Source organism: Cloacibacterium sp. DMC96 (assembly GCF_056313765.1).
Genome location: NZ_JBQUZQ010000001.1, coordinates 1,761,564 through 1,774,996, shown reverse-complemented (window position 1 = coordinate 1,774,996; position 13,433 = coordinate 1,761,564). Strand labels below are relative to the sequence as shown.

Genomic DNA, 13,433 nt, shown 5'->3' with positions numbered 1-13,433 from the left:
AAAGACAAATTCTAAAATTTATTATTTTTTTAACCCTTAATAGAAGAGTAGATAAACTTCAACGAACTATTCACCATTTCTAAAACACTGCTTGGGAAAACTCCTAATACGATTACCACTACAGCTAAACTTGCCAATACTACAAATTCTACATTAGAAATGTCTTTTAAGGTATTTACTACTCTTTCATCACCAGTTCCAAACATGGCTTTTCCATACATTCTTAGCAGATAAACTGCGGCTAGAATAATAGTAAGACCTGCAAAAACGACTACCACTTTATCATAATCAAAAATAGATTTTAATAAAATAAATTCGCCGATGAATCCATTGGTTAATGGAACTCCCATAGAACCAAGTAATAAAATCATGAAAAGCGTAGCAAATTTAGGAGCCGCTTTAGCGTAACCTCCCATTTGTCTGATGTCTCTTGTTTTAAATTGTTTGATTAAAATATCAGCACAGTAGAATAAACCTACCACATTAATACCGTGTGCAAAAGTTTGAACCAAAGCTCCTTGTGCTCCTTCGAAAGTAAAATTTCCTTGAGCGGTAAGAATAGCAGAAGCAAAAATACCTGCCACCATTAATCCTACGTGTGAAAGAGATGAGTAAGCGATAATTTTCTTAATATCATGGTGTACAATCGCAATAAGCGCTCCGTAAACCACTCCAAGAATAGAAAGAATCATCACGACTTGTCCAGAAGTTCCTAGTAAAGCAGTTGGCGCAATTGGTAATAAATATCTTAAAACACCATAAATTGCCATTTTAAGCATGATCCCAGAAAGCAACATCGTTCCTTGAGTAGGAGAGAATGTATAAGTATCTGGTTGCCAATTGTGAAGTGGGAAAATTGGTAATTTTACAGCAAAAGCTAAGAAAATTAACCAGAAAACCACTACTTGTTGTACTTCGTTTAAGTTAGCATTGTATAAATCTGTCAGTTCAAAAGATGCAGCATGGTTGTAAACATAAATCAAACCAATGAACATAAATAATGAACCTACAAAAGTATATACGAAAAACTTAGTAGTAACTTTAATTCTTTTTTCTTCGTCTCCCCAAAGTCCAGCGATGAACCAAATTGGGATAAGCGTTACTTCCCAAAAAACGTAGAATAATAATCCGTCTAGAGCAGTGAAAACACCTACTAAACCAAACTGCATTAATAGGATTAACGCGTAGAAATTATTATTGTATTTTTTGTTTTCATTGAAAGAAGAAAGAATAATTAATGGAACTAAAATGTTTGTTAATAATAACAAAAGCATGCTCATTCCGTCTACACCGAAGTGTAATGTGCTTTTAATATATGATGACCACGGTTTGATAATCTCAAATTGCAATGGAGAGTCTACCGTAGGTACATTATTAAATTGTGATAGCATGTAGAATGTTAAAAACATCTGCACGAAAGCAATTCCTACTGCTAAATATTTGCTATTAGAGTTTCTAAACGCAAAAACTAATCCTGAACCAATTAAAGGTAAAAGTAACAGTGCTTCTAACATTTGCTATTGTAATAAAAAGTTAACAATTAAAATTAAACCGATTGCCAAAGACATAATGAGAACATAATTTTCTACATTACCATTTTGGAATTTTTTAAACGATCTTCCAGATTCTACTGCTCCGAAACCTACAAAATTGAAGAATCTATCCATCAGTTTATCAAACATTCTGGTGCCTTTTCCAAGACCTTCTACAGGTTTCACTACCGTAGCATTATAAAGTTCGTCTATTAATAATTTTTTAGCTGAAAGTCTTTCCCAGCCTTTATAATTTTCTTCTGGTTGAGCCATTTTGTTTTTAGTAACATAGATATTTCTTACGATGAAGAATACCGCTGCTACCATTACTAATGTAATCGCCAAAAGAATCATTTCAATATTAAATGGAACTTCTGCATGTTTCGCTCCATATACGTAAAGTGGTTCTAACCAATGTGCTAAATTTTGATATTCACCATGACCTATGAAATGTGGTAAATTAATGAAACCTCCAACCACTGATAGTACAGCTAATACTACTAATGGTAAAGTCATAGAGATGGGACTTTCGTGTAAATGATGTTTTTGTTCTTCTGTTCCTCTGAAATTTCCAAAGAAGGTTAAGAATAACAATCTAAACATATAAATTCCAGTTAATGCAGCACTGAACAATGTTAAGCCCCAAATTACTGGAGATTTTGCCCAGAGTGCAACTAAAATTTCGTCTTTAGAAATCATACCAGACAATGGCGGAATTCCAGCAATGGCTAATGTTCCGATTAAGAAAGTCCAATAGGTTACAGGAATTTTAGATTTTAAGCCTCCCATAAATCTCATATCTTGTTCTCCACTCATTGCGTGAATTACAGAACCAGCTCCTAAGAATAACAATGCTTTGAAAAAAGCGTGTGTCATTAAGTGGAACATAGCAGAAGTATAAGCTTCTACACCTAGTGCTATAAACATAAGTCCTAACTGAGAAACAGTAGAGTATGCTAACACTTTTTTGATATCATTTTGTCTTAAACCGATGAATGCTGCAAATAATGAAGTAGCAAGACCTATTACAAGAATAAAGTCTAAAGTACTCGGTGAAAGATGATATAAGAAATTAGAACGTACTACTAAATAAATACCAGCAGTAACCATGGTTGCCGCGTGAATTAACGCTGAAACCGGAGTAGGACCAGCCATCGCATCTGGTAGCCATGTAAATAAAGGAATCTGTGCAGATTTACCCATAGCTCCAATGAATAAACTAAGCGTGATAAACATAATCACTACTCCGTCAAATTCAAATTTTGAAGCGTTTTGTGCTACAGAAAGATAATCTAGTGCATTGGTTTGTGAAGCGATTAGGAAAATACCAATCAATAAACCAAGGTCACCAATTCTGTTCATAATGAAAGCTTTTCTTGCTGCTTTCCCATATTCTGTATTTTCGTACCAGAAACCAATCAGTAAGTAAGAACAAAGACCTACACCTTCCCAACCGATGAAAAGAATAAGGTAATTGCTTCCCATTACCAAAAGAAGCATGGAGAAAATAAATAAATTCAGATAAGTAAAAAACTTGTAGAAACCTTTGTCATGGCTCATGTAACCAATAGAGTACAAGTGAATCAAAGAACCAATTCCTGTTACAATCATCATCATCATTAATGATAATTGGTCTATTTGGAACCCGAAATTCACTTGAATTCCACCAATGGTGAACCATTCAAATGCTTTTACAATAAATGGTGTTCCGTCTGCAGGAAAACCTATAAAAATACTTATAGAAATTAGAAAAGCCACGAATACTACTAAGGTAGCTAATCCGCCAACCAAAGCTTTTGGTAAGCGCTTTCCGAATAATCCGTTGATTACAAATCCAATTAAAGGAAGTAAAACGATTGCGTATACTAAATTTTCCATCTGCATTATCCTTTTAATTTGTTAAAAATACTTACATCTACATTTCTGGTATTTCTATACATCATAGTGATAATCGCTAGACCTACCGCAACTTCTGCAGCAGCCACTACCATGATAAAGAATACCAAAATTTGTCCGTGTCCATCTCCTTTATAAGCAGAAAATGCAGCCAAAAGTAGATTTACAGAATTAAGCATTAATTCTACACATCCTAAAATGATGATGGCATTTTTACGAACGAGAACTCCTAAAACTCCTAAACAAAACAATGTAGTACTTAAAATAATGTACCAATTGAGCGGTATGTTTTGTAAAAATGAATTGACTTCCATAATTCTATAAATCTTTTTTACCAATTAATACTGCGCTTACAATACCTGCTAAAATCAGGATAGAAGCGAGTTCGAATGGTAATACATATTCGTTAAACAATAATTTTCCAAGGTTTTTAGTCAAACCGATGCTGCTATCAATATTATCAACAACATTCGATTGAGAAAGACCTTTATAAGCTCCTAACATTCCCACGAAAAGGATTCCGGCAGAAAAAATACCGATAAATTTCGTAAGGTTTTGTTTTTTGCTTTCGTCTTTAGCATTAAGATTAAGCATCATTAATACATAAAGGAATAACACCATGATGGCTCCTGTGTACACGATAATTTGTACAATTCCTAAGAACTGCGCATTCAGTAAAACATATAACGCAGCAATGCTAAAGAAAGTAACAACTAGTGATAAAATTGCATACAAAGGATTTCTTGCAAATACAAAGTAAACAGCACTTGCAACCGCTACTAAAGCGATAAAAAAGAATAAGAACTGTTCCATTTATTTAAGAGCTTTTTTTTGTGATTCTGTTTGTCTTTCAGAAATATCTATTCTGTTTTCCATGCTTTCTACCAAAAGATCTTTTCCGTAGATAAATGAGCCTCTGTTTTGTTCTGGTTTTACAATTCTATCGGTAAGATAAATTGCAGATTTAGGACAAGCTTCTTCGCATAATCCACAGAAGATACATCTTAGCATATTGATTTCATATACTTCGGCATATTTTTCTTCTCTGTAAAGATGTTTTTGCTCTTTGGTACGTTCTCCGGCAGTCATGGTAATGGCTTCAGCTGGACAAGCTACCGCACATAATCCACAAGCAGTACATCTTTCTCTGCCTTCATCATCACGCTTCAGAACGTGTAAGCCACGATAAATTTTAGAAAATTCTCTTTGCTCTTCAGGATAGCTTACCGTTGGTAGTTTCCCAGTAAGAGTCATTATCGCATGTTTTCCGGTAATTCCCATTCCTTTGATGATTGCAGGGAGATAAATTTTCTCTGCAAAAGTCATCTTTTTGTTAGAAGCTACCTTTGATCTATTGGTTAGTTTCATATAAATTATATTTGAGATGTGTGATTTGAGATGAGATTTTTCTTTACTCAAACTTTATCTTCAATTTTTAATTTTTTTATAATTTCAAATTTCAAATAATCAATTTCAAATGATTAAATCCATTGATAATGTTGGTTCAGAAGAACTAAAGCTCCAGTTACCAACAAGTTTACTAATGCAAGCGGAATTAATGATTTCCAGCCAAGGTGCATTAATTGGTCATATCTAAATCTTGGTAAAGTCCATCTAATCCACATAAAGGTAAGGATTACGGCAATGGTTTTTGCCAAGAATGCTAAAATACTTGCAATTCCAGCAGCGTTTTCTCCCCAGTTTTCACCAATCCATGCTAATCCTGGGAAATTGTAACTTCCTAAGAAAAGGGTAGTGATTAATGCTGAAGAAATAAATAAGTTTACATATTCACCGAATAAGAAAAGTCCTAGTTTCATCGCAGAATATTCTGTATGGAAACCTCCTACTAATTCTGTTTCACATTCTGGTAAATCAAAAGGAGCTCTATTGGTTTCTGCTAATGCTGCTACAAAGAAGATGATAAATGCTAATGGTTGGAAGAAGATATTCCATTTCATACCATACCATCCACTTTGAGATTCTGCAATTACCTTAAGGTCTAGAGAACTATTCATCATGATAATTGCCAATAGAGATAATCCCATTGCCAATTCGTAAGAAATCATTTGAGATGAAGCTCTAATTGCTCCGATTAATGAATATTTATTGTTAGAAGCCCAGCCTCCAATCATAATTCCGTAAACACCGATAGAAACCATTCCCATTAAGTAGAGAACACCTACATCTAGATTGGCTACTTGTAAATCAAAAGATTGTCCGCCAATATTCAGAGATTTTCCCCAAGGGATTACAGCTCCCGTAATGAGTGAAATAAACATTACTAAACCAGGCCCGAAGAAAAATAAGAATTTTTCTGCTTTTTCTGGGATAAAGTCTTCTTTGAAGAAGAATTTTCCACCGTCAGCTAATGGTTGAAGTAAACCGAATTTCCAGCTTCTGTTGGGACCAATTCTGTCTTGCATAATGGCAGCCACTTTTCTCTCTGCCCAAGTAGAGTAGGCTGCTACAGCCATAGAAAGGGCGAAAAGTGATACTACAAGTATTGTTTTGAAAAGTATTAAATCCATTTCTTTATGAGATTTTAGATTTTAGATTTTAGATTTTAGATTTTGAGAATCTTTAACCATTCATCTTTCTCCAAATTATTCTAAATTATCTTTTTTGCTAATTTCTTTAGCGTTTTCATATTCTAATTTTTCCACTTCAGCATCTTCTGGTTTCTGATAGTGGTTAAGAGAAATTACAGAATGTCTGCTGATGTGTCTTGGTCCTTCTATGTTCCAATGTTTTACATCTTTTTTCTCGAATCTACATTCGTTGCAGATAAATTCTTCTACTTCTCCGTATTGGTCTTTTCTAGCAGTTACTCTTACGATTTCGTCTCCTTTCATCCAAAGAACTGCTTTACCAGAACATTTAGAACAAGTACAAGTTGCGTCTACTGGTTTTGTAAACCAAACTCTGCTTGCAAATCTTGCCGTTCTATCTGTTAATGCTCCTACTGGACAAACGTCTATCACGTTTCCAATAAAATCATTATCTAAAGCTTTATTAAGATAAGTAGAGATTTCTGCATGCTCACCTCTGAAAAGAATTCCGTGTTCACGAGTATTCGTTAATTGATTAGCTACCAAAACGCATCTTGCACACAAGATACATCTGTTCATGTTTAGCTTAATGTTTGGTCCTAAATCATCAGCATCGTACGTATTTTTTTCAAAATCATTTCTGGTTTGCTGAAGGCCATGTTCGTAACCTAAATCTTGAAGGTGACATTCACCAGCTTGGTCACAAATAGGGCAATCTAGTGGATGATTGAGTAAAAGGAATTCTGTAACGGCTTTTCTTGCTTCTTGCGTTTTTTCAGAAGTAAGGTTTTTCACTTCCATTCCGTCCATTACTGTAGTTCTACAGCTTGCCACTAATTTTGGCATTGGACGAGGATCTGCTTCAGAGCCTTTAGAAACTTCTACTAAGCAAGTTCTGCATCTACCGCCACTGTTTTCTAATTTGCTGTAATAACACATTGCTGGAGGAACAGATTTTCCACCAATCTGGCGCGCAGCGTTTAGAATGGTAGTTCCTGGTTCTACTTCCGTAGTTTGTCCGTCAATGGTTACTTTAAATTTTTTAATTTCTTCGCTCATTTCTATGTATTATGAATTAAGCTTTAGCTTTATTAATGTCTAATATTATTGTTTTTCAACTACCGGAAGTGGATCTGCATAATGTGCAATTCCATAATTTCTGGTTAAGCATTCTGGATTATTGATATGCCATTCGAATTCATCTCTAAAATGACGAATTGCTGCTGCTACAGGCCAAGCTGCTGCATCTCCTAATGGACAAATGGTGTTTCCTTCAATTTTTCTCTGAATATCCCATAACAAGTCGATGTCTTTCATTTCGCCTTGTCCTGATTCTATTTTTTTCAGAATTTTATACATCCATCCTGTTCCTTCACGGCAAGGTGTACATTGTCCGCAACTTTCGTGGTTGTAGAAATGTGCTAAGGTCATGGTGTGTTTTACAACACATTGATCTTCATCTAAAACAATGAAACCACCAGAACCCATCATAGTTCCTGTAGCGAAACCACCATCAGAAAGAGATTCGTAGTTCATGTATCTTGGTTCACCTGCAGCTGTTTTAAGCAATAAATTTGCTGGAACAATTGGAACTGAAGAACCTCCAGGAATACAAGCTTTTAATTTTTTACCATTCGGAATTCCGCCACAATATTCATCAGAGTAGATAAATTCTTCTACGGTGATGGTCATATCTATTTCGTAAACTCCTGGTTTATTGATATTTCCGCAAGCAGAAATTAATTTAGTACCTGTAGAACGACCTACGCCAATTTTAGCGTATTCTGCTCCTGTAATATCTATAATTGGAACTACTGCAGTGATGGTTTCTACGTTATTTACCACAGTTGGAGATTGCCAAAGACCTTTTACCGCAGGGAAAGGAGGTTTTAATCTAGGATTTCCACGTTTTCCTTCTAGTGATTCTAGAAGTGCAGTTTCTTCTCCACAGATATAAGCACCAGCTCCTCTTTGAACATAAATTTCTAAATCGAAACCACTGCCTAAAATATTTTTACCAAGGAAACCTGCTTTTTTAGCCTCGTCAATCGCTTGTTCTAAAATATCTGGAATCCAGGCATATTCTCCTCTGATGTAGATGTAAGAAGTGTTAGAACCTAATGCATAAGATGCGATAATCATTCCTTCGATTAAAAGATGAGGAAGAAATTCCATCAAATATCTGTCTTTGAAAGTTCCAGGTTCTGATTCGTCTGCATTTACGACCAAATATCTAGGCACACCTTCTGGTTTTGCTAGGAAGCTCCATTTCATTCCTGTAGGGAAACCAGCACCACCACGACCTCTAAGACCAGAAGTTTTTACTTCTTCTACAATTTGGTCTGGGGTCATTTTCAATGCTTTTTCTACAGACTGGTAACCTCCATGTTCTCTGTAAGTATCAAAATATCTGATACCTTCTATGTGTGCGTTTTTAAGTAAAAGTTTTTTACTCATAACTGTTATTTATTAATCAAGAGCGATTTGTCCTTGTCTGCAAAGCTCAAGGATTTCGTCTACTTTTTCTTTAGTTAAATTTTCGTGATAGAATTTTCCAAGTTGCATCATTGGTGCGTAACCGCAAGCTCCAAGACATTCAGCAGGTTTTAGAGTAAATAAACCATCTGCAGTAGTTTCGCCAGCTTTGATGCCTAATTTTTCTTTGATATAATTTACGATTTCATCACTTCCTCTTAACATACAAGGTCCTGTAACGCAAACTTCTAAAACGTATTTTCCTACAGGTTGCATATTAAACATGGTGTAGAAAGTAGCTACTTCATACACTTCTATTGGAGTAATTTCTAAAACACTTGCTACATAATCCATCACAGGAACGTCTAACCAACCGCCAAATTCTTTCTGCGCTAAGTGAAGCACAGGAATTAGTGCAGATTTTTGTTTTCCTTCTGGATATCTTGCAATGATTTGTTTTACTTTTTCTAAAGTTTCTGGTTTAAAAGCAATTGTTTCGCTCACTTCTTTAAAATTTTAAATTTTAAATTCTGAATTTTAGATTTTAAATATCTTTAATTCAAATAATTAACTATGGATTTTTTAGATTAATAATTTTAAATTTATAATCTAAAATTGATCATCTTTTTATCCGTCTAATTCTCCAGCAATCACGTTCATGCTACTCATCGTAACGATTGCATCAGAGATTACGGCACCTTTAATCATTTCTGGATACGCTTGATAATAGATAAAACAAGGTCTTCTAAAGTGCAGTCTGTATGGAGTTCTACCGCCATCACTTACTAAATAGAAACCAAGTTCACCGTTTCCACCTTCTACAGAATGATAAACTTCACCAGCAGGAATATCAGTTTCTCCCATCACGATTTTGAAGTGATAGATTAATGCTTCCATATTATTGTACACTTCTGCTTTTTCTGGTAAGAAAAATTCTGGTACATCTGCATGGAAATCTCCTTCTGGAAGATTGTTATAAGCTTGGTTAATGATTTTCAAACTTTCCCAAATTTCCTGTTGACGAACCATGAATCTATCATAAGTATCTCCAGCAGTACCAATTGGGATATTGAAATCAAAATCTTGGTATGATGAATAAGGACTTGCTACTCTCACGTCATAATCTACACCAGCAGCTCTTAAGTTAGGACCTACAAAACTGTAATTTAATGCACGTTCTGCACTAATAGGACCAGCACCGATGGTTCTGTCCATGAAGATTCTGTTTCTTTCTATTAAATTTGAGAATTCTTGGAATCTTGCAGGGAAAGTTTTTAAGAAATCTTTTAATAATTCGTGGAATTTAGGAGTGAAATCTCTGTCGAAACCACCAATTCTACCCATGTTTGTAGTCATTCTAGCGCCACAAACTTGTTCGTAAATATCATAAATTTTTTCTCTGTCTTGGAAAACGTAGGTGAAACCAGTTAAAGCTCCTGTGTCTACAGCAATAACGGAGTTACAAACCAAGTGGTCTGCAATACGAGCCAATTCCATCATGATAACACGCATGTAATCTACTCTTTTTGGGATTTCAATCCCTAGAAGTTTTTCTACTGTCATGTGCCAACCAATGTTATTGATAGGAGATGAACAATAGTTTAAACGGTCTGTAAGAGTGGTAATTTGACTGTAATTTCTGCGTTCTGCGATTTTTTCAAAAGCTCTGTGAATATAACCTACGGTTTGTTCAGAATGAAGAATTCTTTCGCCATCCATAGTTAACACATTTTGGAAAATTCCGTGTGTAGCAGGGTGAGTAGGACCGAGGTTCAGTGTATATAATTGACCATCTACTTGCTCTTGAGCATCGTATTGGTTAAGTATATTGGATAATTGATTGTCTTTCATAATAATTTAGATTTCAGAATTTTTATCTACCGAACATAGAGTCGTCTTTGTCAGTTCTTGTTCCATCTTCTAGTGCATATTCTTTTAGAAGAGGGTGATACCCTAGTTCTTCCATGTTTAGAATAACTCTTAAATCTGGGTGACCTTTAAACGTAATTCCGTAGAAATCATATGTTTCTCTTTCCATCCAATTGGCTCCTGAATACAAGTCTGTAATAGAATCTACCTCGGCGTTATCTTTTGGGAAAAAGCTTTTGATTCTTATTCTAAAATTTTCTTGTAAATTATGAAGGTGATAGATTACTCCAAGTTCCTTCTCCTTATGGTCTGGATAATGAATACCACAAATATCTGTAAGGAACATAAAATTAAGAGAAGACTCTTTAAGGTGATGAATCACTTTTTTAAGCTCTTCTTTTTTTACTTCTACAGTAAGAAATCCATAAGGTTCAGACGAAGAAATGACTGCTTCTGGAAATTCTCTATTGATGGCTTCTAAAACAAATTCGCTTGTCATATTATTAATTTGAAAATTTGAAATCGAGGTAAATTACATCGCCTTCAAAAATTTGTTTCTATTATTGTTTCAAATTTATTTTTGATAAACGCAAGACTTGAAATTCAAATCTTTACATTTTCAAATTACTTAATTCCGTAGCTTTCTAATAAAGCTTTGTATTCTGGTAAGTCTCTTCTTCTTAAGCTTTCGTTTTCTGCCAAAGCTTGTACTTGCATGTAGCCTTCTAGAATTTGTTCTGGTCTTGGTGGGCATCCTGGAACATATACATCTACAGGAATAATTTTATCAATTCCTTGTAAAACAGAATAAGTGTCAAAAATACCACCACTACTTGCACAAGCACCTACAGCAACTACCCATCTTGGTTCTGCCATCTGTGTATAAACTTGTTTAAGAACTGGAGCTAATTTTTTAGAAATAGTACCACAAACCAGTAGGATATCTGCTTGTCTTGGCGAGAAACTCATTCTCTCTGCCCCGAATCTAGATAAATCATAGTTAGGAGCCATAGTTGCCATAAATTCGATACCACAACAAGAAGTAGCAAATGGTAATGGCCAAAGCGAAAACTTACGCGCCATACCAATAATATCGCTTAATTTTCCTGCGAAAAAACCTTCACCTTCAATTCCTGGAGGCGCAGGTGCATTAGTATTGATTACAGGTTTATTATCTGACATTTTTAATTTTTTTAAAGTTTTTTTGAAAAATCTTACTCTAATGTGAAAAACACTTTAGCGGTATAAATTTACTTATTCCAATCTAAAGCTCCACGTTTTAGTACATAGAAAAATCCTATGAAGAAGATTGCTATAAACGTAGTTACAGCAAGGAATCCTTCAAATCCTAATTCTTTAAAATTTACAGCGTAAGGATAGAAAAAAACAATTTCTATGTCGAATAAAACGAATAAAATAGCGGTAAGAAAATATTTTACAGAAAACGGAGTTCTTGCATTTCCTTCTACTTCAATTCCACACTCGAAAGTGTCATCTTTAGTAGCTCCAGAAGTGTGTCTTTTAGGACCCCAATTGTGTGATGCGTATAAAGTAAATAACACAAAACCTAAACCTACTGCCGCCTGAATAAGAACAGGGATATAATTATCAGGTAAATTCATCTCTATTAAGTATTTCTAACTGGCAAATTTACGAAATATAAATAGAAAAGAGAAGTATTTTTTATGACTTTTGTTGATAAAAAAGGGTTTTTCGCAATTTAGAATTAATAAAAATAACTATTTATTTTTAAGATTTTTTAAAACCTTAAAAGCAATGAATGCAATGTACCCAAAAAGAAAACTCGCAAACAAAATATTAATGATAGCGTTAGTTTTTTCATCTTTTACTTGGAAAAACTGATTGTACATCACGTACATGATGATAATGCCAATGTAATAATAAAGTTGAGTTTTCATTTTTAAATTTTTAAAATTCTAAAGTGTAAGTTCTTCGCCTCTTGTGGTTTACAGGATTATAATCTTGCCAAAGTAACTGGATGTTTTTGTTCTCTTCTAATTCTGGATTGGTCTCTAAAAATTTCACCCCTTTTTTCTTAAAAGTTTTCCAGATTTCTTTGAAAATAATCGCCGTAACTCCTCTTCTTTGGTATTCTGGATGAATCCCAATCAAATAAAAGTTAGCTCTTTCGTTTTTTCTTCCAGCGTTTAGTAAATGATACCATCCAAAAGGTAATAAACTTCCATTGGCTTTTTGTAAAGCTCTAGAATATGAAGGCATGGTAATCGCAAAGGAAATCAACTTGTCATCCTTGTCAGTTATGCAGATAATGTAATCTTTGTCAATAAAACCGAAGTATTTTTCTTTGTAATGCTGAATTTGCTCGTCGGTAATAGGGGTGTAAGTCGAAAGATTTTTGTATGTTTCGTCTAGTAACTTAAACATCGGTTCTACTAAAGGAAGAATTTCTTCTTTAGAATTGAATTTTATAGTTTTTAGTTGATATTTTTCTGCGATGAGTTGGCTAAATTTTTCAACTTTATCTGGTAAAACATCCGGGAACATAATTTCGAATTCTACCCATTCTTTTTCTTTCACCAATCCTAATTTTTCTAAATGTTTTGGATAATAGCTGAAATTGTAAATTCCAATCATCGTTGCCAATCTGTCAAACCCGAAAGTGAGCATTCCTGCCTTGTCTAGATTGGTAAAACCCATCGGTCCTTCTATTTTTTTGATGTTTTTTTCTTTAGCATAAGCTATAGCAGTATCAATGAGAGCTTTAGAAACGGCTTCATCATCTATAAAATCTAACCACCCAAATCTTACTTTTTCTATGCCGAGTTCTTGTGCTTCTTTGTGATTAATCATCACGGCAATTCTTCCTACGATTTCATGATCTCTGTAAGCCAAAAATTGCTTGGCTTCAGAATAGGCAAGAGCGGGGTTTTCTTCTTTGTTCCAAATGCTTTTCTCATCTTTGATTAAAGATGGCACATAATTTTGATTATTTTTGTACAGATTCATCGGAAATTTGATAAAATCTGATAATTGTTTTTCGGTAGTAACTTGAATGATTTTTACTTCAGACATGTTGATAAAAAATTAGAAAAACAAAGATAGCGTAAAAGATGACAATGCCCAAGTT

The 13,433-nt window shown here is 34.3% G+C and carries 15 protein-coding genes; all 15 read right to left on the bottom strand.

The genetic code is table 11. The features are described from left to right. Positions 1–29 precede the first annotated feature (29 nt). Complete coding sequence (locus ACT53I_RS07970; protein WP_476079245.1) at positions 30–1,514, bottom strand: complex I subunit 4 family protein; 1,485 nt, start codon at positions 1,512–1,514, stop codon at positions 30–32. A gap of 3 nt (positions 1,515–1,517) precedes the next feature. Continuing rightward, the gene (nuoL, locus tag ACT53I_RS07965; RefSeq protein ID WP_476079244.1) at positions 1,518–3,410 is read right to left on the bottom strand and encodes an NADH-quinone oxidoreductase subunit L; all 1,893 of its coding nucleotides are present in this window, start codon (positions 3,408–3,410) and stop codon (positions 1,518–1,520) included. 5 nt (positions 3,411–3,415) lie between these two features. Continuing rightward, positions 3,416–3,742 (bottom strand): NADH-quinone oxidoreductase subunit NuoK, encoded by a 327-nt coding sequence (gene nuoK, locus ACT53I_RS07960; protein WP_069797220.1) that lies wholly within the window; start codon positions 3,740–3,742, stop codon positions 3,416–3,418. A 4-nt stretch (positions 3,743–3,746) separates the two neighbouring features. Then, positions 3,747–4,241: an NADH-quinone oxidoreductase subunit J family protein gene (locus ACT53I_RS07955; RefSeq protein WP_476079243.1), complete on the bottom strand. Its 495-nt coding sequence runs from the start codon at positions 4,239–4,241 to the stop codon at positions 3,747–3,749. Continuing rightward, positions 4,242–4,796 (bottom strand): NuoI/complex I 23 kDa subunit family protein, encoded by a 555-nt coding sequence (locus ACT53I_RS07950; protein WP_069797219.1) that lies wholly within the window; start codon positions 4,794–4,796, stop codon positions 4,242–4,244. A 113-nt stretch (positions 4,797–4,909) separates the two neighbouring features. Beyond that, complete coding sequence (gene nuoH / locus ACT53I_RS07945; protein WP_213196658.1) at positions 4,910–5,959, bottom strand: NADH-quinone oxidoreductase subunit NuoH; 1,050 nt, start codon at positions 5,957–5,959, stop codon at positions 4,910–4,912. 75 nt (positions 5,960–6,034) lie between these two features. Next, positions 6,035–7,039 carry an NADH-quinone oxidoreductase subunit G gene (locus ACT53I_RS07940; protein ID WP_213189730.1) on the bottom strand — a complete coding sequence of 335 codons (1,005 nt, stop codon included), beginning with the start codon at positions 7,037–7,039 and terminating at the stop codon, positions 6,035–6,037. Positions 7,040–7,084: 45 nt separating this feature from the next. Continuing rightward, entirely contained in the window at positions 7,085–8,437 is a 1,353-nt protein-coding gene (gene nuoF / locus ACT53I_RS07935) for an NADH-quinone oxidoreductase subunit NuoF (protein ID WP_476079242.1), read from the bottom strand. A gap of 12 nt (positions 8,438–8,449) precedes the next feature. Continuing rightward, entirely contained in the window at positions 8,450–8,959 is a 510-nt protein-coding gene (locus ACT53I_RS07930; protein WP_476079241.1) for an NADH-quinone oxidoreductase subunit NuoE family protein, read from the bottom strand. Positions 8,960–9,082: 123 nt separating this feature from the next. Next, a complete protein-coding gene (locus tag ACT53I_RS07925; protein ID WP_476079240.1) occupies positions 9,083–10,306 on the bottom strand; it encodes an NADH-quinone oxidoreductase subunit D in 1,224 nt (407 codons plus the stop codon). A gap of 22 nt (positions 10,307–10,328) precedes the next feature. Further along, positions 10,329–10,823, bottom strand: a complete 495-nt coding sequence (locus ACT53I_RS07920) for an NADH-quinone oxidoreductase subunit C (RefSeq protein ID WP_069797185.1) — start codon at positions 10,821–10,823, stop codon at positions 10,329–10,331. 125 nt (positions 10,824–10,948) lie between these two features. Continuing rightward, positions 10,949–11,506, bottom strand: coding sequence for an NADH-quinone oxidoreductase subunit B (locus tag ACT53I_RS07915; protein ID WP_069797184.1), 558 nt, complete (start codon positions 11,504–11,506; stop codon positions 10,949–10,951). Positions 11,507–11,574: 68 nt separating this feature from the next. Further along, positions 11,575–11,946, bottom strand: a complete 372-nt coding sequence (locus ACT53I_RS07910; RefSeq protein ID WP_069797183.1) for an NADH-quinone oxidoreductase subunit A — start codon at positions 11,944–11,946, stop codon at positions 11,575–11,577. Between the two features lie 117 nt (positions 11,947–12,063). After that, positions 12,064–12,243 carry a hypothetical protein gene (locus ACT53I_RS07905; RefSeq protein WP_069797182.1) on the bottom strand — a complete coding sequence of 60 codons (180 nt, stop codon included), beginning with the start codon at positions 12,241–12,243 and terminating at the stop codon, positions 12,064–12,066. Positions 12,244–12,253: 10 nt separating this feature from the next. Beyond that, positions 12,254–13,378 carry a GNAT family N-acetyltransferase gene (locus tag ACT53I_RS07900; RefSeq protein WP_476079239.1) on the bottom strand — a complete coding sequence of 375 codons (1,125 nt, stop codon included), beginning with the start codon at positions 13,376–13,378 and terminating at the stop codon, positions 12,254–12,256. Positions 13,379–13,433: the final 55 nt, after the last annotated feature.